Source organism: Hymenobacter sp. BRD67 (assembly GCF_013256425.1).
GTDB lineage: Bacteria > Bacteroidota > Bacteroidia > Cytophagales > Hymenobacteraceae > Hymenobacter.
The window spans coordinates 1,427,452-1,449,400 of record NZ_CP053904.1; the positions used below are offsets into that span (position 1 = coordinate 1,427,452).

Sequence of the window (21,949 nt, forward strand, 5' to 3'; positions counted from 1 at the left end):
GCAAGTCAGATTTAACATCCATACGGAGAGAGGTTAGCTGATTTGTACTGCCTCGCCCAGTAGCGAGCCGCCGGTGTTAGTGTGTACCAGTACGTTAACGTAGTCGCCTTTCTGGAAATTTTGCTTCGGAAAAATTACTACCTGATTCTGGCTGTTGCGGCCGCTGAGGTCGTCTTTCGAGCGCTTGGAGAAATTCTCGACCAGTACCTGATGCACGCGGCCGACCCCGCGCTCGTAGCGGGCACGGCTGTGCGCCTGCTGGCGGTCGATTATTTCCTGAAGGCGGCGTTTTTTGGTTTCCAGCGGCACGTCATCGGCGAGCTTGCGGGCGGCCAGCGTGCCAGGGCGCTCCGAATAAAAGAACATATAAGCCATGTCATATTGAACATGGTCGATAAGGCTCAGCGTGTCCTGATGCTCTTCTTCCGTCTCGGAGCAGAAGCCGGCAATCATATCCGTCGAGATGGCACAGTCGTCGCCCAGGATGCGGCGCACGGCCGCCACGCGCTCCTCGTACCAGGCCCGGTCGTAGGTCCGGTTCATCAGTGCCAGCACGCGCGAGTTGCCGCTCTGGGCGGGCAGATGCAGGTACTTGCAGATGTTGTCGTGGCGCGCCATCGTGTGCAGCACCTCGTCGGTAATATCCTTGGGGTGCGAGGTCGAAAAGCGCACCCGCAGCTGCGGGCTCACGAGCGCTACGCGCTCCAGCAACTGGGCAAAGTTGACGCGCTCCTGCCCATCGGTGCTGGCCCACTTGTAGCTGTCCACGTTCTGGCCGAGCAGGGTAACTTCCTTGTAGCCAGCGGCCACCAGGTCGCGGGCTTCCTGCACGATGCTGTGGGCATCGCGGCTGCGCTCGCGGCCCCGCGTGAAGGGCACCACGCAAAACGAGCACATATTGTCGCAGCCGCGCATGATGCTAATAAAGGCCGACACGCCGTTCGAGTTGAGGCGCACGGGCGTGATGTCGGCGTAGGTTTCTTCCCGGCTGAGCAGCACGTTGACGGCCTTGTGGCCCCCATCAACCTGCGCAATGAGCTGGGGAAGGTCCCGGTAGGCGTCGGGGCCCACTACGAGGTCCACGATTTTCTCTTCTTCCAAAAAACGGCTTTTGAGGCGCTCGGCCATGCAGCCCAGCACGCCCACGAGCATGCCCGGCCGGCGCTTTTTATGCGAGTTGATTTGGGTGAGGCGCATGCGCACCGTCTGCTCGGCCTTCTCGCGGATGGAGCAGGTATTGAGCAGCACCAGGTCGGCCGCAGCCAGGTCTTCGGTGGTATCGAAGCCTTCCGCCGCCAGGATGCTGGACACGATTTCAGAATCCGAGAAGTTCATCTGGCAGCCGTAGCTCTCGATGTAGAGCTTGCGGCCCGCGCCGGTGCGGGTGGCGGCGCTCACGCGCACCTCGGTGGGCAGGGCCGACGCGTCGGGTGCGGGTGCAGTAGCAAGAAAATCTAACGTAATGAGCGGTTGAGACATAGCAGGCAAGATGCCCCGGCCGGGTGCGGGGCAGGTAACAAAGATACAAAAAATGACAGAATGGCAGGTGGCGGTTAGTTCCTGGCCCGGACTTACGTCCCGCTGAGGCTGGTTTGCAGCGCTTCGAGCACGCCCTGCGCTTTCAGCAGGCATTCCTGGTATTCGTGCTCCGGCACGGAGTCATACGTGATGGCCGAGCCGACTTGCAGGCTGAGGTAGCCGGTATCGGCGCGGTATTGCAGGCTGCGAATCACGACGTTGAACTCGAATTCGGCATCGGGCCACACAAAGCCGAAGCTGCCGCTGTAGAGTCCGCGCCGACTGGCTTCGTAATATTCAATAAGCTGCATGGCCCTGATTTTGGGCGCGCCCGTCATCGAGCCCATCGGAAAAGTAGCGCGCAGAATGTCGGCCAGGTCCACGCCCGGCCGTAGCTCAGCCGACACGGTCGAAATCAATTGCCAAACCTGTTTAAAGCCGTAGGTGCCAAAGAGTTCGGTCACTTCGACGGTGCCGGTGCGTGCCACGCGGGCTAGGTCGTTGCGCACGAGGTCCACTATCATCAGGTTTTCGGCGCGCTCCTTTTCGTCGTGCAGCAGGGTGAGGCGCTGCTGCTCATCATCGGCCGGCGTGGCACCGCGGCGCCGGGTGCCTTTAATGGGCTGCGACTGAATAATGGCGGGCTCGTAATGCTCCAGGAATAGCTCAGGCGACGCGCATAGCAAATAATGGTCGTGGTAGCGCAAAAAGCCCGCGTAGGGAGCCGGCGAGGCCTCATTGAGCCGCCAAAAAGTGGCGACCGGGTCGAGCTGCACGTTTTCGGCGTAAAACTCCTGGCACAGATTTAATTCATAAACCTCGCCATTCAGGATGTCCTCGCGCACATGCGCCACGGCTTGCAGGTAGTCGGTGCGGGGCATTCGGGGGCGTAGCGGCGGCACGGCCGGCAGCGCGGCTAGGGCACTTCGGTAGCCAGAATCGCGGCCAGCACGTCAGTCACTGCGCCCTGAATCAGCAGGCTGTCGGGCTGCCAGTACAAGCAGGTTTCGGGCAAAAAGAAATGAAGCGCCGGCCAATTAAGTCCGGAAAAATTGTGACTGTGTAGCGCTTCAATCTCATTTTTAATATCGTATGTTAAAAAGCCGCAGCGTGGCGGCAGGTGCGGTGGTCCGTCCAGATAAGCCGTCAACTCGGCCAGGGAGGTAGGCGCGCCGGGGGCCGCCGGAGCCACCGCCAGCAGCCGCGTAAACGTGCCAGCCGCCGAAGCCTGTAGGTTATTGGGCTCATAATAAGCACAATGTGGAAACTGCGCCGCCCACTGCAAGGCGCGGGCGCGGAAGTCGGCGGGCAGGCTGGCGAGTGGGACGGTCAACATAAAGCTTCCACTATAACCCCCGTAGAGCCAGTTTGGCTTTCTGGTCGGTGCTGTTTTTGTATTCGTGCCTGGGGTAGGCCATCGCCTGCTCAAAATAGGCTTTGGCCGCTGACAGCTGGCCGGCTGCCTGCGCCAGGTAGCCGAGCTGCAAAGCGGACTGCGGCGCGAAGTAGTAAGCGGGGTCGCCCAGCGCGGCCGACCGGCGCAGGGTGAGCTGGTAGTCGGCCCGGGCCGAATCGAGGCGGCCCAGGCCTTCCCACACGCGGGCGCGGCGGTAAGGCGCTTCAAGCTGGTCGCGCACGGGCGTGGCGGGCGTGGGGTGAAATAGCTGCAAGGTGCTCAGTGCCTGGTTATAGTAGCCGCCATCGGTTTGCAGCCGGGCGCGGGTCAGCACGGGGTTGAGCAGCTGGGCGTCGTGGTAAAAGCGCTGGGCGTAGATATCTTCCTCAATAGTAAGCGGCCCGACCTGGTTAATTTGCTGGCGATACCGTTCGGCCGCGGCCGCGGGAGCACCACCCAGCCAGGCGGCCAGGTAAAGCTTAAAAGCCGCATCCTTGCGGTAATATTCACCCCGGTACTCGTGCAGAAACTGCTGGTTTTCGGCGATGGAGCTGGCATAGTCGCCGCGATAAAGCAGTAGGTCGGCGGCCAGGTGGTGCAGGTAGGCCAGGGGTAGGTAGGCTGCGCCGGTAGGCCGGGTTCGGTAGGCCGCCAGCGCCTGTTCGCCGTGGTGCTGACGCTTTTGCAGGCTGATAACCAAGTAGCTAAAGAGTAAGTTATCAGCCTGCTCGCTTGCCAGCCTTAGCACTAATGACAGGCTCTCATTACCTTTTTTATAATATGCTTCCCGAATAAGCGCGAGCAAAATCTGGCTTTCGGGCTGGAAATCGTGGGGTTGCGCCGCCGCCCGGCCCAGGTTTTGCAAGCCTTGCTCCACGCCTCCGCTAAGGCCGAGCAGCCGCAAAAACCAGTGGTAGCCCTCCGGCAGCGAGCCAATACCAAACTGGCATAGTCCCAGGGTTTTGCGAATAGGTAGGTACGTAGGGTAGCGCTGCGCGGCCGCTTGCACCAGCTGGGCAGTCTGGCGCAGGTTCCAGGCGCCGCGCACCTCGTGGTGAAACACCACCTGGGCCAACGCCTGGTGTAGCCTGATTTCGGCCTGCGCGTAGTCGCGCAGGGCGCCGGCCGGTGCTTGCGCCAGCATGGCCAGGCGTGCGTCCTGGGCCACCACCGTGGCCTCGTAGCGCCCGGCATCCTGGCTGATAAGAAGCTCTACAAAATCAGCGCAGTCGGCTACCAGCAGCGTGCCGGGGGCGCGGGCCGGCTCGGCCGCCAGCAACTGGCGGCAGGTGGTCACTTTCAGCTTCAGCAGCTCGGCGTAGGCGTGGCGGGCGGCGGGCGAAAGCGTTTCCGGGGCTAGTACGGCATCGGGTAGCGGCTGCGGGGCCAGTGCCTGGCAGGTGGCGCCAGGTGGCGCACTGAGGCCGGCCGTAGTGGCCAACAGGCTCACTACTACGCTCCACGCGCCCTGGCGAAGTCTACGGCGTATCTCGGCAGTAATTTCCGTCAAAATGTAAGGGCGATAAAAAAAGGAACGACCGGAGTCGTTCCTTTTCTTTGAAATACAAGCTAGAGCTTAGGCATTGACCGCGGCCCGGCCTTCCACATCGGCCAGAATGCGGCCGCAGTGCTCGCACACGATGATTTTCTTGTGCGAGATAATGTCGGCCTGGCGTTGTGGGGGCACCGTGTTGAAGCAGCCGCCGCAGGCATCGCGGCGCACCAGCACTACCGCCAGGCGGTTGCGCATGTTGCCCCGAATGCGGTCGTAGGCTGTCAGCAGGCGGGCTTCTACGGGCTGAATAGCCGTTTCGCGCTCCGCAACGAGCTGCTTTTCTTCGGCTTCGTTCTCGGCCACGATGGTGTCGAGCTCGCTTTTCTTGGTGTCGAGGTCTTTGCGGCGCTCCTCAAGGCGCAGGCGCGTCACGTTGGCTTCGGTGTTGCGCTGCTCGATGAGGTACTGGGCCTCCTTGATTTTCTTGTCCGAAATCTGGATTTCGAGGCGCTGCAGCTCTACTTCTTTGGCAATAGCCTCGTACTCGCGGTTGTTGCGGACGTTGGTTTGCTGCTCTTCGTAGCGCTTGATGAGGCCTTCGGCCTCTTTCGTAGCAGCTTTGCGCTGCTTAATCTGGTCCTGCAGGCCGCTGATTTCTTCGTCGAAGCGCTTTACGCGGGCTTCGTAACCGGCAATCTCATCTTCGAGGTCGCGTACTTCTTCGGGCAGGTCGCCTCGTACACGGCGAATCTCATCGAGCTGCGAATCAATGCGTTGCAGGTTGAGTAAAGCTTCGAGCTTGGCGGAAATAGGCGCGTCGGCCGGATTTACCACGGCGGCGGAATTAGCAGTCATACTGAACGGGATTCGTGGAGGTTTCAGCGAATAAGACCGCAAAAGTACGACCGAACGCTGCCAGCAGCAAATCGCGGAATAGCTCACCCGTAAATTGCTCGCTCTCAAAGTGCCCCACATCGCAGAGCAGCAGCCGGCCCTCGGGCGCAAAAAACTCGTGGTATTTCACATCGGCCGTCACGTAGGCATCGGCGCCGGCCGCCACGGCTGCGCCGGTCAGGAAGCTGCCCGCGCCGCCGCACAGCGCCACTTTTTTAATGGGTTTGTCAAATGCCGTGTGCTTCACCACGGGCACGCCCAGCACGGCCTTCAGATGCTGGCGAAAATCGAGCGGACTCAGCGCCTTAGGCAAGTGGCCCACCAGGCCCGCGCCCACATCCTGGTGCTCGTTCTCGAGCTTTATCAGCTCGTAGGCTACTTCTTCATACGGATGGGCTTGGCGCAGTGCGGCCAGCACGGCCGCTTGGCGGTGCAGGGGCAGCAGCACCTCAACCTTGGTTTCGGCTACGGAGGCGGGCTCGTTTTCGGTGCCGATGGTGGGGCGGGAGCCGGCCCCGGCGTAAAGGTGCCCAGGCCCGGCGTTTGGAAGCTGCACTCGCGGTAATTGCCGACCTGGCCCGCTCCGGCAGTATATAATGCCTGCAATACTTTGTCTGACAACTGCTGGCCATCGGCATCGGCCTGGTCGGGCACGTACGTGATGAGTCGGCCCAGCGTGCCGGTTTTGGGTGCCAGAATACGGGTGTTGACCAGCCCCAGCTTTTGGGCCAGTCGGGCATTAACGCCCTGGCGCACGTTGTCGAGGTTGGTGTGGGCCGCGTAGATGGCTACGTCGGCCTTGAGCGCGGCCATAATGGTTTGCTCTACCAGGCCCTGGCCGGTAAGGCGCCTGAGCGGCCGAAAAATGACCGGGTGGTGGCATAGCACCACGTTGCAGCCGCGCCGCGCCGCTTCGGCCACCACGGCCGGCGTGCAGTCGAGGGCAATGAGTACGCCGGTGATTCCGGCCGTGAGCAGGCCGCATTGCAGGCCGGCATTATCGTAGCTTTCCTGGTGGGCCAGGGGCGCCGTGGTTTCGAGCAGGCGGGCCAGGTCTCTTACAGTTATCATTTAGCAAATAACAGTTAACAAGCTCACGAAAGCGGAAGGCAGGGAAGGGGTAGCTAGTAATTGATAAATATAATAGTTTTGATATAATTAATTATCTAACAAGACTTCCCAGCACTTCTACATACCTGGCCACATTTTCGGCCAGCCGCTTGCGGCGGTACTGCATCAGAAAGCGCGGGTGGTCAAGAATTTCAATGCGCTCAAATAAACCCAGCTCGTTATTAAGCTTTTGCAGAAATTCGCCGTTGCGGCGGCCCAGGCTTACGGCCACGTCGCGGCGGAGGTTTAGCCGCTCGGCCTGGCTGGTAAGCGAGCGCAGCATGTCGGGCCACAGGGCTTTAATGATAGCCGGCGCATCGTAATAATTGTAGTTTTTGCCTTCGCGCGTCAGCTCCAGCGGGTACACTGCGCTGAGGAAAAAGTGGTCGTAAAACCCGGCCGGGCCGCCCAGCTCCGCAATAAAGTTATACACGAACTCGCTCGACAGCTCGCGGCGCTTTTGCGGAAGGTTGTGCGTGATGCCGCAGCTATCGCTAAGCGCGACCGGGTCGGTAAACGAGATGCCGGTTCGGCCGCCTCCGAAGCGGCCGGGATTGATGCCGAAAATGCCAACGCGCTGGTGATTAGCGCGGTAAAAGCGCTGGGCAAACCGCCGCATAAGGTCCTGCACCTCCGGCTCCTGGTAAGAGCTGCGGGCTTCTACACCTAGTGGCAGCGGAGTGGCGGGCAGCGGAAAAGTGGAAAATAGCTGAAGCAGGCGGGTGGCGAAGTCGGGCATAGGGCAAAGGTCGGTGGCCGGCCCGACCTTTGCCCTATGCTTACCTCCTGGCTGGCTTGGCTGCTTCTTCCGCTCTCTTGGCTATACGCTGCCGTGCTGGCCGGGCGCAACTGGCTCTACGACCACGGCTACAAGCACTCGGCCGCCGGCTGGGTGCCGCTGCTCAGCGTGGGCAACCTGCGGGTGGGCGGCACCGGCAAAACGCCCCACGTTGCCTGGCTGGTGCAGGAGCTGCTGCGTCAGGGCCAGCAGCCGGCTATTCTGAGCCGGGGCTACGGCCGCCAGACCAAAGGCCCGCGCCTGGCTACGCTTGCCGACTCAGCCGCCACGATAGGGGATGAGCCCTGCCAGTATTTCCAGGAGTTCAACCACCAGCGCGTGCCGGTGGCGGTGGCCGAAAACCGCCAGCTGGGGCTCGACCTGCTGCGCCAACACCACCCCGAGCTGACCTGCGTGGTGCTCGACGACGCGTACCAGCACCGCCGCGTGCGGCCCACGCTCAATATTCTGCTCACCGAGCTGGCCCGGCCTTTCTACACCGATTTTGTGCTGCCCGCCGGCCGCTTGCGCGAAGCCCGCGCCGGGGCCGCCCGCGCCGATGTCGTTATCCTGACCAAATGCCCGCCCGGCTTATCGGCCCACGACCAGGCTGCCGCCGAGGCTCAGGTGCGGCGCTATGCCCGGCCAGGGCAGTTATCTTGTTTTCGAGCTATGCTTACGCCGCGCCAGTGCCGCTGGCTACCGAATTGGTAGAAGTCGGGGCAGAATGGGTGGGCGCGGAGCCGGGCCCGCCGCCCGGGCCCGGCCCGGCGCTGCTGCTCACGGGTATTGCCCAGCCCGGCCCTTTGCGCAGCTACCTCGAAAGCCAGGGGTACACCATTATGCACCACGAAGCCCTGCCCGACCACCACGCGTTTCAGCCAGCCGACCTGGCGGCGCTGCAAAAGTACTGGCAGCCCGGCTGGCCTGTTTTCACCACCGAAAAAGACGCTACCCGCCTAAGCGAGCGCACGGCCCCAGGTTTGTGGGCCGGCCGGCCGGGTGGGCGCTGCGCTTCTACACGATTCCGGTGCGCGTAGCGTTGCTGGGCGCGGGCGCGGCCCGGCTGGCCGCCGTGGTGGCTGCCGCTACGACGCCCGCCCAGCCCTAGTATCTTTACGCGTTGAGCCTGGGGCGCCGGCTTACTCCCCGCGTGTTTTTTCTGTACATGGTTTCTTCTTCCTTCGCCGTAGTCCGCTGGCTCACGCTGCTGCTCACGCTGGTGCTGGCCAGTACCCTGGCCGGCCGTGCCCAGATTGTCGACGACTCGACCAAAGCGGTTTATGGCCCCAAGACTACCCGCGTCATCTACGAGGCCGAAGTGCGGCGCGACTCGGTGGGCGGCACGCCCCTCGATACTACGCTTACGCAGTGGCCGCAGGCGCGGTTCTGGACGCACGATACAACGTTTCAGCAAGACCTGGGCGTGTTTGGCTCGGCTTCGCGGCCGCTGCTGTACCAGCCCAATCTACAGCTCGGGGCCCGCTTCGGACGCAACGTGTTTGACCGCAACGTGCGCGAAGCCAGCGAGGTGCCGTACTACGACAGCCGCTCGCCCTATTCCTTTTTTCGCTACGTGCAGGGCTCGGCAGGCGAGCAGGTATTCGAGCTAAGCTACACGCGCTCGCTGAAAAAGAACTTCAGCATCGGGGTTGATTACGAACGCATTGCCTCCAACCAGATACTGGCCACCAGCGCCGCCAGCGCCCAGGTAGAACATAATAATTTTACTATATTCGGTCGCTACCAAAACGAGAGTGGTCGCTATCACCTGCTGGCCAACTACTCGGCCAGCCGCCAGGCTACGCGGGAGCAGGGCGGTATCCAGCCCTCGGCGGCCGAGCAGGCCCGTATAAAAAAGATGGGAGGGGTTATTGACTCACTCTTCAACTACGGCAACGAGCAGGTGTACCTGACGGCAGCCAACAACATCGACGACCGCGACGCTGTGCACCTGCTCCAGACTTATCGGCTACTCACTAAGGGCTTCACCGCCTATCATGTATTCGATATCCGGCGGCAGTACAATGGCTATACCGATACTGCTTTGCCGCGCGACGGGAGTGGTAATCTGCTATTTTATGATAATGCCCTGCGCAACCCCACGGCTACCAACGACCGCGCCACTTACCGGCAAATTGAAAACACCTTCGGCCTGCTCGGCCGCACCGAGCGCATCGAGTACAACGTGTATGGCCGCTACCGCAATGCCTGGCTGGAAGAGAAAAGCACGCCGGTGGGCCGGTCGGGTACCAACCCACGCCTCGTAGCCGTGGGCAACTCGCCCAACGACACCCTCAATGTGAAGCCGCGCTACTACGGGCAGCTTTTTCTGGGGGCACGGCCTCATTCAACTACCACACCATTTACGCCATTGAGGTAGCGGGCGAGTATCTGCCGCTCGACAATGGCGCGGTAAAAGTAGTGGGCAACGGGCCGAATACTGGCTGCGCGGGCGCATCCGCACCGGTCCTTTATCGGCCGAGGCGCTGGTCAATTCGTACTCGCCCACCCTTACCCAACGGGTCTTTTTCGGCAATCACTACCAGTGGAATAACCTCTCAGACAACACGGCGGCGGCCTTCGCCAATACAACCACCCAGCAGCTCACCGTGCGCCTGCAGCAGCGCCTGCCGTTCCTGGCCGACCACCGTATCGAGCTAAGCGCGGCCGTGGTTAATATTAACAATTTGGTATATTATAACCAGCAGGGAGTCCCGGCTCAGCTTAGCACCAGCAAGCAGCTGCTTATCGCGTTTGCGCGCCACCGCTTCCGGGTAGGTAATGTGTACTTCGATAACCAGGCCACCTACACGCACGGCGCCGGCGGCGACACCGCAACGTCGCGCACGGCGGGGCTACGCATTCCGGCCTTCGTTACCGAGTCGCGGGTATATTACCAGCGCCGGGTGTTCGGGCACGCTTTGTTTGCGCAGGTGGGCGGCGAGGTGTATTACCAGTCGGAGTTTCGGGGCTACGGCTACTCGCCCAGCACCCAGCAGTTTTACGTGCAGGACCAGTTTAAGCTGGGCGGCTATGCGGTGGCCAATGCCTTTGTGGCGGCCGATATCAGCTCCGCCTCCATCTTTATAAAAGTGGCCTACCTCAACCAGGGCTTGGGCGCTAATGGCTATTTTACCACGCCTTACTACACGGGCTATCCGCGCCGTTTCCAGTTTGGGGTACGGTGGCGATTTTTTAGCTAAATGCCGGCCGCGCTTGGCCGGCTTATCGCTCAGGGTTAAATAAACGGGTAGCTACTCAGTTATGAAAGAGAAAACCATTCTTAAGCTCAAGCTCAACACCGACCCGCGCTGGGTAGATTTGGCCAGTAAGAATCTCGAAGAAATCCTGGTTGACCACGCCTATTGCGAGCAGAAGGCGGCCAGCACCGGCATCTCGCTCATTGTGCATTACCCCGAAAAAGAGCGACTGGTTGACGAGCTTACCCTGCTGGTAGCCGAAGAATGGAGCCATTTTGAGCGCGTGGTGCAGGAGCTGCGCAAGCGCAGCCTGCCGCTGGGCCGCCCGCGCCGCGACGAGTACGTGGTGCAGCTCATGGCGCACATCCGCAAGGGTGGCCCGCGCGAGCGCCAGCTGCTCGACCAGCTGCTGGTGTCGGCGCTTATCGAGGCGCGCTCCTGCGAGCGCTTTAAGCTGCTGTGGCTGCACCTGCAAGACCGTGACCCTGAGCTTAGCCAGTTTTATTATGAGCTGATGGCCAGCGAAGCGGGCCACTTCGTGAGCTACGTCGACCTGGCCAAAGAATACTGCGACCCGGCCGAAGTAGATGCCCGATTGCAGGAATTGCTCAGGCTCGAAGGGAGATTGTCGTAAACCTGCCGGTGCGCGACGACCGCATGCATTAAAAAATGCCTTGCGCGCTACGAAAAAACGTCGTGCTTCCTTCGTCAGCAGGACGACCAACCGGGAAATAAAGCAAAAATGTCTTCTCTTACCCTCGAAATACCAGCGCTGGCGGCCGTGCCCACGGCCGCCCGGCAGCTCGCCGCGGCCCTTGCTGCATCGGGCCAGACCATCGTGGCCTTCGCGGGCGAGATGGGGGCGGGCAAAACGACGCTCATCCGCGCCCTGTGCGCCGAGCTGGGCGTGCACGACGACGTGAGCAGCCCCACCTTCGCCCTCGTCAACGAATACCGTGACGGCCGTGGGCAGCCCATCTACCACTTCGACTTTTATCGGGTTGACTCCGAAGAAGAAGCTGCCCGGCTGGGCGCAGCCGAGTACTTCGATTCGGGGTATCTTTGCCTGATAGAATGGCCCAGCCGCGTCACGGGGCTGTTGCCTTCGCAGCGGCTGCTCGTGGAGCTGTCGGTAACCGGCCCGGAATCAAGACAATTATCAATTATCAGTGAGCAGTGAGCAGTGTACAATGACTATTTGGCAGCCAGAAGCTGCTCACTATTCATTGCGCACTGCCCACTGAAATTAAGTTATGGCCGAACAGCTACCCTCCGGCTTTGGCGCTTTGGCGACGAGCCGCGCCTACTTCACCCAGGAGTCGATGCTGGCCGTGGACACGCGCAAGCGCAAGCTTTTCATTGGCCTGCCCAAGGAGATATCCTTGCAGGAAAACCGGCTGGGGCTCACGCCCGAAGCCGTAGTACACCTCATCAGCGAAGGCCACGAAGTAATGCTGGAAAGCGGGGCCGGCGAGCCCAGCAAGTTTTCCGACCACGACTATTCGGAGGCGGGCGCTACCATTGCCTACTCGACCGAGGAAGTTTATAAGGCCGATATTATCCTGAAAGTGGCCCCGCCCATGATGGATGAGATTGAGCTGATGCGCCCCGGCCAAACGCTCATCTCGGCCCTGCAAATGGGTACCATGACGCCCGAATTTATCAATGCCCTGGCTCGTAAAAAGGTCAACGCCATTGGCTTCGAGCTGATAAAAGACCCCAGCGGTGCCCGGCCCGTCGTGCGCGCCATGAGCGAAATCGCCGGCTCAACGGTAATGCTCGTAGCCGCCGAGTACCTGGCCCGCTCCAACGAGGGCAAAGGCATTATTCTGGGCGGTATCACGGGGGTGCCGCCGTCGCAGGTCGTCATCCTGGGCGCGGGCACGGTAGCCGAGTACGCCGCCCGCGCCGCGCTGGGCCTGGGAGCTGAGGTAAAAGTGTTTGATAATCACTTGTATAAGCTGCGCCGCCTCAAGCACAACCTGGGCTCGCAGCTCTACACCAGCACCCTCGATACCTTTGCCCTGAGCCAGCAGATTCGGCGGGCCGATGTGGTTATTGGGGCGCTGGCCGTGGAAGAAGGGCGCATTCCGTTTATGGTGCCCGAAAGTATGGTGTCGAGCATGGCGCCGGGTTCCATCATCATCGATATCAGCATCGACCAGGGCGGCTGCTTCGAAACCAGCGAGCTGACCAGCCACAGCAAGCCAGTATTCAGAAAATACGATGTAGTGCACTACTGCGTGCCCAACATTGCCTCCCGCGTGCCCCGCACCGCCACCAACGCGCTCAGCAACATCTTCACGCCCATCCTGCAAGACATCAGCCAGCACGGCGGCATCAACGAGGCGCTGTTTACCAATGAGCATTTCCGCTCGGGCGTGTACGTCTACAAAGGCTCGCTCACGAATGCGGCCATTGCCAAGAAATTTAATATGCGGTACAAGGAACTGGGGCTGCTGATTGCGGTGCGGAATTAGGGGATAATGGAACTGTAGCTGTGCGTATAGTATGAGCCACAATGTTTTGCTAGTAGATTGCTGGATACTAGACGAAATAGAAACAGATTATTCCCCAATGTGGGATTTGGTTTCTGTTTTGAGTCAGCGACAGCCGCAGTTATCAGAAGAGGCTATTTATACTCAATTGAGTCAAAGATTAAACTGGCTGTTTGAGCAAAATTATTTCTCGGCCTATGAAGGGCTTATTTTTAACGGTGATGAAGTAAGAATAAATATTCGCTTTTCTTTTGAGCTCGTTAAGAAGCAGGCAAAAGATTGGACAAATGCTAATCATACAGAAAAACAGCTCAGAATTTATATCACTGATTTAGGTAGGAAATATTACTTGGAAAATTGCAGGCCTTTTCACTTTACAGATAATTCCAACGAAAAAAATAATCTGTGAAGTGTTCAAGATGAATTAATAAATTAGTAGCCCAGCAGCACCCGCCACGCCTCGGCCACGCGGCCTTCTTCCAGCCACTGCCGGGCCAGCAGGGTCAGCTGCTTTTGCTGCTCGGCAGTATCGCTACGGTACTTGTTGAGCAAATACGCTACCATCGGCTCGGTTTTGATTTCCTCGATTTGGGCGGGCGTGGGCAGGGCGGCGCGCTCCACGTTGGCGAGCTTGGCCAGGTCGTTGCCGGTAAGCAGGTCGCTGTGGCGGATGTGCTCGGGCAGCTCATCGAAGCCTATGCCCAGGTGGCGGTTGGGGCGGCCCACGGTAAACAGGTTTTCGGGGCGCAGGCGGCTGTACCAGTCCCCACCCAGGCGCGATACGGCCTCGTACTTATGCGGGTCGATGCCGGGCCGGCCTTCGAGCAGAATATCCTCGCGCACGTGGGCCTGCACCACGCGGCAAATCACTAGGTTGCCGTGGCCGGGGCCGGCGCCGAGCGCGATAATCTGCTCCACCACGCACTCGAAGGCCACCGGGCACTCGGCCACGCGCGGCGGCCGCACCCGGTCCGACGGCGCTTCGGTGAGGCCGGCCTTGGCAAACTCGTTGACCCCGGCCGGGTACTCGGCGCTGGCCAGCGACAGCTGCTCTACCAATGGGTAGTCGCAGAGATTAATCACCACCTCGGGCACGGCGCGCACGTTTAGCAGGGTATCCTTGTGCGAGTTGTCGCGCCCCCGGCTGGTGGGCGAAAACACCAGAACGGGCGGGTCCATGCTCATGACGTTGAAAAAGCTGAACGGACTCAGATTGACCTGCCCCGCGGCCGAGATGGTGCTGGCAAACGCAATGGGCCGGGGCGCCACCGCGCCGATAAGGTACTGGTAAAAATCGGCGGCTGAAAGGTCGGCCGGGGCAATGGTGCGGTAGGCGGGGCGGGCATGGAGCGGGGTGGGGTTAAGGCGCCAAAGCTACCTAGCTTTAGCAGCATGAGACACACGCTTTTTCTCTTGCGGCTGGTACCTGGCTGGTTATCAATCGTCCAGGCTCGATATGCGCTGCCTGGGTTTGGCCGTCGAGGCGCTGGGGCAACTCATTTTGGAATAGCCCGCCCGGATTGCAGCTAATCAGCTATACCTTGAGCCGCCAACTGACCGCGAACCCGTTGGTACAACTAGCTTCTGCACTATGACTACCCCCGCCTGCCCCAAGTGCGACTCGAAGGAAGCCACCAAGAGCGGCGTAATCAATGAGCGCCAGCGGTTTCGGTGCAAGAGCTGCGGCTATCACTACACCGTGGCCAAGGTAGGGCGCGAGGTAAACCCCTACTATGTGGTAAAGGCCTTGCAGCTCTACATTGAGGGCGTGAGCTACCGCGAGATTGAGCGCCTGCTCGGCGTGAGCCACGTCAGCGTGATGAACTGGGTGAAGAAGTACGGCGTGAAAGCCCCGCGCCAGACCGACTATCACCCCACGTACAAGATTCTCAACCAAAAAGAGCTGGCCGAATTCTTTCAGAAGCCCGAGAACCTGAAAAGCGCCGGGCTGGTCGTCACCGAGCTGGGCGATAAATACATGATGATACGCTGGGAGCGCTTCCGGGCGGGGTAGCGCGGGGCCGCCCGCGGCCTCAGGTACCGCTGGCCCGCCTTTGTCGCTAAACAGATATAGGTTTGCTCACTTGCTATCGCTACTGGTCTGGCTGGGGCGAGCGAGGCTTTTTTGGCGCGCTGGGCGCCCGGCGGCGATGGCTGGAAGCGCCCGTAACCCGGCGCGCGGGCTTCGGGGCAGCGTAGCAGCCGCGCGCTAATGGCCGCCCACCGCGCTGCGGTAGTGGCCGGCGAGCTATAGTGAGTTAGCAAAACTACTGCACGCTGGTACCAGGCGGCCGGTTCGGGCTGCTACTTAGCCGGACCGAACTGCCTGCGTCCGGACCCGGTGGTGGGCAATCGGCTCTCTTTTCATTAGTCAGTTTTCATTCATGCCCAACACCCGCTACGCCTTTGCTCTTGGCAGCCTGCTGCTAGCCGGCACTGTCCACGCCCAGGTTACGCCGCCGGCAGCCGGCACACCCCCGCCGCCGGCCACGCCCGCCCCGCCGCCGTCGGCACCCACCCCCGACAAATCGGTGCCGTACGGGGCCGGTATGAAGTTGAATATTTCGGCCGATGGCTCGAAGTACCTGCGCTTTATTGCCTGGACGCAGTTCTGGGCGCAGTACAACGAGAACAACTCCAATACCCTGCGCGACGGCCTGCCAAAATCCGACCAGGTGGCATTTGGGCTGCGGCGCACCCGCCTCATTATGCTGGCCCAGCTGAACCCCCGGTTTCTGCTGCTGCTCGATATGGGTATGGAAAACCAGACGACCATCAGCGGGGGCGAGCCCAACGACCCCAATGGCCCGGCCAAGCGGGCGCCGTTTTACGTGCACAATGCTACGGGCGAGTTTCGCGTCAACAAGTACCTGAGCGTGGGGGCGGGCCTCAACTACCAGGTCGGTATTTCGCGCATGACGCAGGCCAGTACCCTAAACATCATGACGTATGACCTGCCCATCGTCAACTACCCGACCCTGGACCAGACCGACCAGTTCGGCTTCTTTATGGGGCATATGCCAAGGGCCGCATCGGAGGCTTCGACTACCGCCTGGCCATCGACGACCCGTTTGTGAGCAACCTGGCGGCCCCTACGGCCACGCCGGCCGGGCTGCGTACCAACGTGGCGGCCTTCAACCCCCGCAATACCAATAAGATATACCAGGGGTACTTCGACTACGAGTTCTTCGACAAAGAATCCAACCTGCTGCCTTATCAGACGGGCACTTACCTGGGCACCAAGAAAGTGCTCAACATTGGGGCGGGCTTCCACTACAATCCCAGCGGCACGTACTCGCGGCCGGCGGCGTACCCGACCACGGCTCCGGCCGACCCGTTCTCGACCACGACCACCCACGACGTGCGCCTCTACGGGGTGGATGTGTTCTACGACGCGCCGATTGATACGACCTCTAAAACGGCCGTCACGTTATACGGCGTGTATTACAACTACAACTTCGGGCCCAACTACGTGCGCAACGTGGGCCTGATGAACCCCGGCAACGGCCTGGCGGCGGGCGCGACTACCTCGGCCGGCCTGGTTGGCAACGCCGTGCCGCTCATCGGCACCGGCCAGAGCTACTACACGCAGCTCGGGGTGCTGCTGCCCAAAAACCTGCTCGGGCCCAAGATGAAGCTCCAGCCCTACGTGGCGTATCTGCACAATAGCCTCAATGGCCTGCTCGATACCGATGGCAGCATCAAAGGCGTGAACGTGTACGACGCGGGCCTGAACCTCTACCTCGACGGGCACAACGCCAAGATTACCATCAACTACCGCGCCCGCCCCGACTTCAGCGACCAGACCTTCCTGCCCGCCAATAACGGCGCCGCCACGGTCAACAGCATTCGCTACCGCCCCGAGGTAACGCTGCAAACCCAGGTCTACCTGTAAACAACGCCCGCAAGCGCATTCGCCACTATTTCCCAGCCTTCATCATGGAACAAAGCCTGAACCCCGCCGCCTATGGTGCGGCCGTGGATGCGCCGGCGGCGCATGATAACAACCAGGTCGATACCAAAACCATCTGGCAGGTCATCACGGCCTCGTCGGTGGGTACGGTTATTGAATGGTACGATTTCTATATATTTGGGTCGCTGGCGGCTATTATCGGGCCGGTGCTGTTTGGCTCGAAGGGCAAGCCGGAGGAGACCCTGCTGGGTATTCTGGCGGTATTTGGCGTAGGCTTCGTGGTGCGGCCGTTTGGCGCCGTGGTGTTTGGGCGCATCGGCGACATGGTGGGGCGCAAGTACACCTTCCTGGTTACGCTGCTGATTATGGGCGGGGCTACTTTCATCACCGGCCTCATCCCGAGCTACGACAAGATTGGCATCGTGGCACCGCTCATTGTGGTGGTGCTGCGCCTGCTGCAGGGCCTGGCCCTGGGCGGCGAGTACGGCGGTGCGGCCACCTACGTGGCCGAGTATGCCCCCGACAGCAAGCGCGGCTACTACACCAGCTTCATCCAGATTACGGCCACTGGCGGCCTTATTCTCAGTATCCTGGTGATTGTGATAGCCCGCAAGGCCATGGGCGAAGCGGCCTTCAAGGAGTGGGGCTGGCGCGTGCCGTTCCTGCTCTCGGGCTTCCTGGTCGTGGCCTCGTACTACATCCGCAAGAAGCTGCACGAGTCGCCGCTGTTTGCCAAGGCTAAGGCCACCGGCACCACCAGTAAGAGCCCGCTGCGCGACTCGTTTGTGAACCCGGTGAACCGTCGCCTGGTGCTCATCGCTCTTTTCGGCGTCACGATGGGCCAGGGCGTCATCTTCTACACGAGCCAGTTTTTCGCCTACTCGTTCATGAATGCTACCCTGAAAATGGACCTCATGGATTCCAGCACGGCGCTGGTAATTGCGATGGTGCTGGCCACGCCGCTGTTCGTGTACTTCGGCTCGCTCTCCGACCGCATCGGCCGCAAGCGCATCATCATGACGGGCATGATTTGCGGCGCGCTGTTCACTATTCCGCTTTTCTACGGTATCAAGGCCTACGCCGGGCCGCTCAGCGAAATAACCCCCGCCACCGTGGACGCCGCCGGCAAGGCCGTGCCCGCCGTAATGAAAGCCCTCGCGCCCAACGTGCCCATGATTACGCTACTCACCTTCATCCTGGTGCTGTTCGTGACGATGGTGTACGGTCCCATCGCCGCCTACCTCGTCGAGCTGTTCCCGACCAGCGTGCGCTACACCTCCCTTTCGCTGCCCTACCACATTGGCAATGGCGTATTTGGCGGCTTCGTGCCGTTGGTAGCTACCTGGATTGGCGTGTGGGCCACGGCCCAGCCGGCCGGCACCTTTGCGAAGGAGCACAGCAGCCTGCTCGGGCTTGTTTACCCGGTTACCATCGCCCTCCTGTGCTTCTTCGTGGGCATGGCCCTGATGAAGGATACCCGCAACGTGAAGCTGATGGACAGCTGAAGCTGATGGACAGCTGAAGCTGATAACAGCCTGATTTCTATCTAAAAACCCGTCAGGCAGCTTGTCCGGCGGGTTTTTAAGCGAACAGCTATTCCTTTCTCTTATCCCATGAGCCGCAAGACCCTTTCTCCCGACCCGGCGGCGCGGGCCGACCAGCGCGGCCAGCGGCTGCTGTTCGTAGCGCTGCTGTTTACGCTGCTGCTCACCTATCCGCTGCTGGGCGTATTCGACCAGAGCAGGCGGCTGGCAGGTATTCCGCTCGTTTACCTCTACGTGCTGCTGGCCTGGGGGCTGCTTATCGCCCTCACCAGCTGGCTGGCCCGGCGCGGCAATGGGTGAGTGGGAGAATGAGTGAAAGGTTTTAATAGCTGTTCTACTTTTCTGCGGTTTCTTGCGCAAAATTCATACTTTATTCATTAATTGGTTAGTTCGTGAACAAGTTTCTGGTCTTGTTCTTTTCGTTTGGCTACCTGGCCTTACTCTTCGGGGTTGCCTACACCGCCGAGCGGCGGTCGGCGGCCCGTAAGAGCCTGGTGGCCAATCCGTACGCGTACGCCCTGAGTATGGCCGTGTACTGCACGGCCTGGGCCTACTACGGCTCGGTGGGACGGGCGGCCCACCAGGGGCTGAGCTACGTAGGAATTTATCTGGGGCCGGGGTTGCTTGCCCCGGCCTGGTGGCTGGTGCTGCGCAAAATCATCCGGGTGTGCCGGCAGCAGCGGCTCACCTCCATTGCCGACTTCATCTCGGCCCGTTATGGCAAGAGCGCGGCGCTGGGCGCGCTGGCCACGGTGGTGTGCGTGTTGGGCATAGTGCCCTACATCGCCCTGCAAATCAAGGCTATTGCCAGCTCTTACGTGGTGCTTACGGGTGGGGGCGGGGGCCACGCCAACGGCCCGGCGCTGTTCACGGCTGCTACGCTGGCCGTGTTCACCATGCTGTTTGGGGTGCGCTCGGTGGAGGCCACCGAGCGCCATGAGGGCATTGTGCTGGCCGTGGCCCTGGAAAGCCTGGTAAAGCTGCTGGCCTTCCTGCTGGTAGGTTTATTCGTAACGTACTACCTGTTTGGCGGCCTGGCCGACCTCTTCGACCAGGCGGCGGCGGTGCCGGCGCTGCGGCAGCTGTTTACCCTGCACGGCGCGGGCACGGGCAGCGCCGAGTGGCTCACGCTGCTCATCCTCAGCATGTCGGCGGTGCTGCTGCTGCCGCGCCAGTTTCAGGTGGCCGTGGTGGAAAACGTCGACGAAGACCACCTGCGAAAGGCCATGTGGCTGTTTCCATTATATTTATTAATAATAAATATATTTGTATTACCCATTGCTTTTGGTGGCTTGCTAAAGCTGGGCGGGCGCGGCCTCGACGCCGACACCTTCGTGCTGGCGCTGCCGCTGGCGGCCGGCCATTCGTGGCTCGCGCTGCTCACGTACCTGGGCGGCCTCTCGGCGGCCAGCAGCATGATAATCGTCGAAACCGTGGCCTTGAGCGTGATGCTCAGCAACCACCTGCTCATGCCCTGGCTGGTGCGGGTGCCGGCCGTGCGGCCCGAGGCGCAGCGGCGCTGGTTTGCCTACCTCAGCCGCATTGCTCTGCAAAGCCGCCGGCTGGCAGTGGTGCTGGTGCTGGCGCTGGCCTACGGCTACTACCTCATTGTGGGCCGGCAGCTGCCGCTGGTCAATACCGGGCTGGTGTCGTTTGCGGCGGTGGCGCAGTTCATGCCCGTGGTGCTGGGCGGCTTGTACTGGAAGGGCGGCACCCGGCGCGGAGCCACGCTGGGGCTGCTGGCGGGCTTTGCAGTGTGGTTTTTTACGCTGGTAGTGCCCACGCTGGTGGGGCCGGGGCGGCTGCCCGCCTCGCTGCTGACCAACGGCGTCGGCGGGCTGAGCTGGCTGCGGCCGGGCGCGCTGTTCGGGCTCTCGGGGCTCGACTACCTCTCGCACGGCCTGTTCTGGAGCTGGTTTTTCAACATCGGCGGCTACGTGGGCTTGTCGCTCGCCGTGCCGCCCACCGCGCTGGAGCTGCGCCAGGCCGACGTGTTCGTGGACGTATTTGCCCGCCGCAGCCTGGCTGAGGAAGTAACCGGCTGGCCGGGACCGGCGCCGCTGCCCGACGTGCGCACCCTGCTGCTGGGCTTTCTGGGGAAAAAGCGCACCAACCAGGCGTTGCGCGCCTTCGCCGGGCGCTTCCCCGATGCGCTGGCATTTGAGAGTGAGCTGTCTGGCTTACCAGCTGCCCGCCTCACCGCCGCCGACCCGCGCCTGCTGCTCTACGCCGAAAAGCTGCTGGCCGGTACCCTCGGCCCCGCCTCGGCCCGCCTGCTGCTGGCTTCGGTGGCGGGGCCGAAGAAATCAGCTACGATAACGTGGTGGGCATTTTGCGGGAAAGCCAGCTGCTGCTTGAAGCCAACCGCCAGCTGCAAAAGCAAAGCCGTCAGCTCCAGCGCCTCACCGACGAGCTGCGCCAGGCTTATGACCAGCTCCAGGTGCTCGACCAGCAGAAAGACGAGTTTCTCTATACCGTTACCCACGAGCTGCGCACGCCGCTCACCAGCATCCGGGCGCTGGCCGAGATTCTGGCCGACAACCCCGAGCTGGAGGCCGACGAGCGCCAGCGCTTTCAGCACACCATCGGCCGCGAGGCCGAGCGCCTGACGCGCCTCATCACGCTGGTGCTCGATTTGGAGCGCTACGAAAGCGGCCAGGCTACCCTGAACCGTGCGCCGCTGGCGCTGGCCGAGCTGGTGCAGGAAGCTGCCGAGGCTGTGGAGCAGCTGGCCCGCGAGCGCGGCATCGAGCTGCGCCTCGACGTGCCGGCTGCGCTGCCCGCGCTGCCCGCCGACCGCGACCGCCTCATGCAGGTGCTCATCAATCTGCTCTCGAACGCCGTGAAGGCTAGTCCGGCCGACGGCACCGGCCGCATCGCGGTGCTGGCCTGGCCCGCTGCCGATGCCCTGCTGCTGTGCGTGGAAGACAACGGCTGTGGCATCGCGCTGCCCGAGCAGCACCTCATTTTCGACAAGTTTTTTCAGGCCCGCAACCAAACCATGCGCAAGCCCGCCGGCACGGGGCTGGGCCTGGCCATCAGCAAAAAGATTGTCGAGCTGCACCGGGGCCGCCTCTGGGTCGAGAGCACGCCCGGCCAGGGCGCACGCTTTTTCGTGGAACTGCCGCTGGTAGCCGAGCCGGCGGCCCCGTTTATTTCAAGCCAACTACGCTAACCGCTATGAAGCCTCCGCATATCCTTCTGGTTGACGATGAGCCCAATATTGTGATGTCGCTCGAGTTTCTGATGCGTAAGAATGGCTACCAGGTCGGCATTGCCCGCAACGGCACCGAGGCGCTGGCCGCCATCGGCCAGACGCCCTACGACCTGGTACTGCTCGACGTGATGATGCCCGACGTGGACGGCTACCAGGTGTGTCGCCAGCTGCGCCAGCTCCCCGACCGGGCCGCTACCAAGGTCATCTTCCTCTCGGCCAAAAGCCACCCCGCCGACGTGCAGCTGGGCTACGAGGCCGGCGCCGATATGTATATTCCCAAACCTTTCAGCACCCGCCAGCTGATGCAGAAAGTGCGCGAGCTGCTACAGCGGGAGGAGTAGAGAAGTATCAATTCCTGATTCCTGATTCAAAATTCTACATTT

Annotated in this window: 25 protein-coding genes; 16 read left to right on the plus strand and 9 right to left on the minus strand. The window is 61.3% G+C overall.

From position 1 onward, the window contains the following. Positions 1-33: 33 nt before the first annotated feature. The 8 genes from miaB to GKZ67_RS06610 form a co-directional block, all read right to left on the minus strand. Positions 34-1,479 (minus strand): tRNA (N6-isopentenyl adenosine(37)-C2)-methylthiotransferase MiaB, encoded by a 1,446-nt coding sequence (gene miaB / locus GKZ67_RS06580; RefSeq protein ID WP_173241644.1) that lies wholly within the window; start codon positions 1,477-1,479, stop codon positions 34-36. A 92-nt stretch (positions 1,480-1,571) separates the two neighbouring features. After that, entirely contained in the window at positions 1,572-2,399 is an 828-nt protein-coding gene (locus GKZ67_RS06585) for an anthranilate synthase component I family protein (protein WP_173241645.1), read from the minus strand. Between the two features lie 35 nt (positions 2,400-2,434). Then, positions 2,435-2,854 carry a hypothetical protein gene (locus GKZ67_RS06590; protein WP_173241646.1) on the minus strand — a complete coding sequence of 140 codons (420 nt, stop codon included), beginning with the start codon at positions 2,852-2,854 and terminating at the stop codon, positions 2,435-2,437. Positions 2,855-2,864: 10 nt separating this feature from the next. Next, positions 2,865-4,424, minus strand: coding sequence for a DUF3808 domain-containing protein (locus GKZ67_RS06595; RefSeq protein ID WP_173241647.1), 1,560 nt, complete (start codon positions 4,422-4,424; stop codon positions 2,865-2,867). Between the two features lie 66 nt (positions 4,425-4,490). Then, positions 4,491-5,264, minus strand: a complete 774-nt coding sequence (locus GKZ67_RS06600; protein WP_173241648.1) for a zinc ribbon domain-containing protein — start codon at positions 5,262-5,264, stop codon at positions 4,491-4,493. Then, the gene (locus GKZ67_RS24430; RefSeq protein ID WP_317172253.1) at positions 5,254-5,859 is read right to left on the minus strand and encodes a Nif3-like dinuclear metal center hexameric protein; all 606 of its coding nucleotides are present in this window, start codon (positions 5,857-5,859) and stop codon (positions 5,254-5,256) included. The genes GKZ67_RS06600 and GKZ67_RS24430 overlap by 11 nt, the downstream gene beginning before the upstream one ends. Next, positions 5,769-6,374 carry a Nif3-like dinuclear metal center hexameric protein gene (locus tag GKZ67_RS24435; RefSeq protein WP_317172254.1) on the minus strand — a complete coding sequence of 202 codons (606 nt, stop codon included), beginning with the start codon at positions 6,372-6,374 and terminating at the stop codon, positions 5,769-5,771. The genes GKZ67_RS24430 and GKZ67_RS24435 overlap by 91 nt, the downstream gene beginning before the upstream one ends. A 91-nt stretch (positions 6,375-6,465) precedes the next feature. Then, positions 6,466-7,152, minus strand: coding sequence for a uracil-DNA glycosylase family protein (locus GKZ67_RS06610; protein WP_173241649.1), 687 nt, complete (start codon positions 7,150-7,152; stop codon positions 6,466-6,468). 36 nt (positions 7,153-7,188) lie between these two features. Between GKZ67_RS06610 and lpxK the strand changes: the two genes are divergently transcribed. The 8 genes from lpxK to GKZ67_RS06650 all read left to right on the plus strand — a co-directional run bounded on the left by lpxK (position 7,189) and on the right by GKZ67_RS06650 (position 13,301). After that, positions 7,189-7,905 carry a tetraacyldisaccharide 4'-kinase gene (gene lpxK / locus GKZ67_RS06615; protein WP_173241650.1) on the plus strand — a complete coding sequence of 239 codons (717 nt, stop codon included), beginning with the start codon at positions 7,189-7,191 and terminating at the stop codon, positions 7,903-7,905. Continuing rightward, a complete protein-coding gene (locus GKZ67_RS06620) occupies positions 7,881-8,231 on the plus strand; it encodes a tetraacyldisaccharide 4'-kinase (protein WP_173241651.1) in 351 nt (116 codons plus the stop codon). The genes lpxK and GKZ67_RS06620 overlap by 25 nt, the downstream gene beginning before the upstream one ends. A 128-nt stretch (positions 8,232-8,359) precedes the next feature. After that, a complete protein-coding gene (locus GKZ67_RS06625) occupies positions 8,360-9,574 on the plus strand; it encodes a putative porin (protein ID WP_173241652.1) in 1,215 nt (404 codons plus the stop codon). A 106-nt stretch (positions 9,575-9,680) separates the two neighbouring features. Beyond that, positions 9,681-10,397, plus strand: coding sequence for a putative porin (locus GKZ67_RS06630; RefSeq protein WP_254245217.1), 717 nt, complete (start codon positions 9,681-9,683; stop codon positions 10,395-10,397). 61 nt (positions 10,398-10,458) lie between these two features. Beyond that, complete coding sequence (locus GKZ67_RS06635; protein WP_317172255.1) at positions 10,459-11,028, plus strand: tRNA-(ms[2]io[6]A)-hydroxylase; 570 nt, start codon at positions 10,459-10,461, stop codon at positions 11,026-11,028. A 108-nt stretch (positions 11,029-11,136) separates the two neighbouring features. Beyond that, on the plus strand, positions 11,137-11,574 hold the full coding sequence (gene tsaE, locus GKZ67_RS06640) for a tRNA (adenosine(37)-N6)-threonylcarbamoyltransferase complex ATPase subunit type 1 TsaE (protein WP_173241653.1): 438 nt from the start codon (positions 11,137-11,139) through the stop codon (positions 11,572-11,574). Positions 11,575-11,647: 73 nt separating this feature from the next. After that, positions 11,648-12,874, plus strand: a complete 1,227-nt coding sequence (locus GKZ67_RS06645) for an alanine dehydrogenase (RefSeq protein ID WP_151088377.1) — start codon at positions 11,648-11,650, stop codon at positions 12,872-12,874. 31 nt (positions 12,875-12,905) lie between these two features. Next, on the plus strand, positions 12,906-13,301 hold the full coding sequence (locus tag GKZ67_RS06650) for a hypothetical protein (protein WP_173241654.1): 396 nt from the start codon (positions 12,906-12,908) through the stop codon (positions 13,299-13,301). A 23-nt stretch (positions 13,302-13,324) separates the two neighbouring features. On the opposite strand, the gene GKZ67_RS06655 is transcribed toward GKZ67_RS06650, so the two are convergent. Beyond that, complete coding sequence (locus GKZ67_RS06655; RefSeq protein WP_254245101.1) at positions 13,325-14,161, minus strand: flavin reductase family protein; 837 nt, start codon at positions 14,159-14,161, stop codon at positions 13,325-13,327. 322 nt (positions 14,162-14,483) lie between these two features. Here GKZ67_RS06655 and GKZ67_RS06660 point away from each other — a divergent pair, with 322 nt between their 5' ends. The 8 genes from GKZ67_RS06660 to GKZ67_RS06690 all read left to right on the plus strand — a co-directional run bounded on the left by GKZ67_RS06660 (position 14,484) and on the right by GKZ67_RS06690 (position 21,907). Continuing rightward, positions 14,484-14,906, plus strand: coding sequence for an IS1 family transposase (locus tag GKZ67_RS06660; protein ID WP_173241655.1), 423 nt, complete (start codon positions 14,484-14,486; stop codon positions 14,904-14,906). A gap of 370 nt (positions 14,907-15,276) precedes the next feature. Beyond that, a complete protein-coding gene (locus tag GKZ67_RS06665; RefSeq protein ID WP_173241656.1) occupies positions 15,277-15,969 on the plus strand; it encodes a hypothetical protein in 693 nt (230 codons plus the stop codon). After that, positions 15,966-16,787 carry a hypothetical protein gene (locus GKZ67_RS06670; RefSeq protein WP_173241657.1) on the plus strand — a complete coding sequence of 274 codons (822 nt, stop codon included), beginning with the start codon at positions 15,966-15,968 and terminating at the stop codon, positions 16,785-16,787. The genes GKZ67_RS06665 and GKZ67_RS06670 overlap by 4 nt, the downstream gene beginning before the upstream one ends. Before the next feature lie 44 nt (positions 16,788-16,831). Further along, the gene (locus GKZ67_RS06675) at positions 16,832-18,310 is read left to right on the plus strand and encodes an MFS transporter (protein ID WP_173241658.1); all 1,479 of its coding nucleotides are present in this window, start codon (positions 16,832-16,834) and stop codon (positions 18,308-18,310) included. Between the two features lie 108 nt (positions 18,311-18,418). Further along, positions 18,419-18,649 carry a hypothetical protein gene (locus GKZ67_RS06680; RefSeq protein WP_173241659.1) on the plus strand — a complete coding sequence of 77 codons (231 nt, stop codon included), beginning with the start codon at positions 18,419-18,421 and terminating at the stop codon, positions 18,647-18,649. A gap of 92 nt (positions 18,650-18,741) precedes the next feature. Continuing rightward, positions 18,742-20,958 carry a sodium:solute symporter family protein gene (locus GKZ67_RS06685; RefSeq protein WP_254245102.1) on the plus strand — a complete coding sequence of 739 codons (2,217 nt, stop codon included), beginning with the start codon at positions 18,742-18,744 and terminating at the stop codon, positions 20,956-20,958. Next, positions 20,859-21,524, plus strand: a complete 666-nt coding sequence (locus GKZ67_RS23145; protein WP_254245218.1) for a sensor histidine kinase — start codon at positions 20,859-20,861, stop codon at positions 21,522-21,524. The genes GKZ67_RS06685 and GKZ67_RS23145 overlap by 100 nt, the downstream gene beginning before the upstream one ends. A 5-nt stretch (positions 21,525-21,529) precedes the next feature. After that, complete coding sequence (locus GKZ67_RS06690; RefSeq protein WP_173241660.1) at positions 21,530-21,907, plus strand: response regulator transcription factor; 378 nt, start codon at positions 21,530-21,532, stop codon at positions 21,905-21,907. Positions 21,908-21,949 lie beyond the last annotated feature (42 nt).

Coding starts and splice junctions, on each gene's coding strand:
- miaB (WP_173241644.1), bottom strand. CDS start 1,479: ATGTCTCAACCGCTCATTACGTTAGATTTTCTTGCTACTGCACCCGCA.
- GKZ67_RS06585 (WP_173241645.1), bottom strand. CDS start 2,399: ATGCCCCGCACCGACTACCTGCAAGCCGTGGCGCATGTGCGCGAGGAC.
- GKZ67_RS06590 (WP_173241646.1), bottom strand. CDS start 2,854: ATGTTGACCGTCCCACTCGCCAGCCTGCCCGCCGACTTCCGCGCCCGC.
- GKZ67_RS06600 (WP_173241648.1), bottom strand. CDS start 5,264: ATGACTGCTAATTCCGCCGCCGTGGTAAATCCGGCCGACGCGCCTATT.
- GKZ67_RS24435 (WP_317172254.1), bottom strand. CDS start 6,374: ATGATAACTGTAAGAGACCTGGCCCGCCTGCTCGAAACCACGGCGCCC.
- GKZ67_RS06610 (WP_173241649.1), bottom strand. CDS start 7,152: ATGCCCGACTTCGCCACCCGCCTGCTTCAGCTATTTTCCACTTTTCCG.
- lpxK (WP_173241650.1), top strand. CDS start 7,189: ATGCTTACCTCCTGGCTGGCTTGGCTGCTTCTTCCGCTCTCTTGGCTA.
- GKZ67_RS06625 (WP_173241652.1), top strand. CDS start 8,360: ATGGTTTCTTCTTCCTTCGCCGTAGTCCGCTGGCTCACGCTGCTGCTC.
- GKZ67_RS06635 (WP_317172255.1), top strand. CDS start 10,459: ATGAAAGAGAAAACCATTCTTAAGCTCAAGCTCAACACCGACCCGCGC.
- tsaE (WP_173241653.1), top strand. CDS start 11,137: ATGTCTTCTCTTACCCTCGAAATACCAGCGCTGGCGGCCGTGCCCACG.
- GKZ67_RS06645 (WP_151088377.1), top strand. CDS start 11,648: ATGGCCGAACAGCTACCCTCCGGCTTTGGCGCTTTGGCGACGAGCCGC.
- GKZ67_RS06650 (WP_173241654.1), top strand. CDS start 12,906: ATGAGCCACAATGTTTTGCTAGTAGATTGCTGGATACTAGACGAAATA.
- GKZ67_RS06660 (WP_173241655.1), top strand. CDS start 14,484: ATGACTACCCCCGCCTGCCCCAAGTGCGACTCGAAGGAAGCCACCAAG.
- GKZ67_RS06665 (WP_173241656.1), top strand. CDS start 15,277: ATGCCCAACACCCGCTACGCCTTTGCTCTTGGCAGCCTGCTGCTAGCC.
- GKZ67_RS06675 (WP_173241658.1), top strand. CDS start 16,832: ATGGAACAAAGCCTGAACCCCGCCGCCTATGGTGCGGCCGTGGATGCG.
- GKZ67_RS06680 (WP_173241659.1), top strand. CDS start 18,419: ATGAGCCGCAAGACCCTTTCTCCCGACCCGGCGGCGCGGGCCGACCAG.
- GKZ67_RS06690 (WP_173241660.1), top strand. CDS start 21,530: ATGAAGCCTCCGCATATCCTTCTGGTTGACGATGAGCCCAATATTGTG.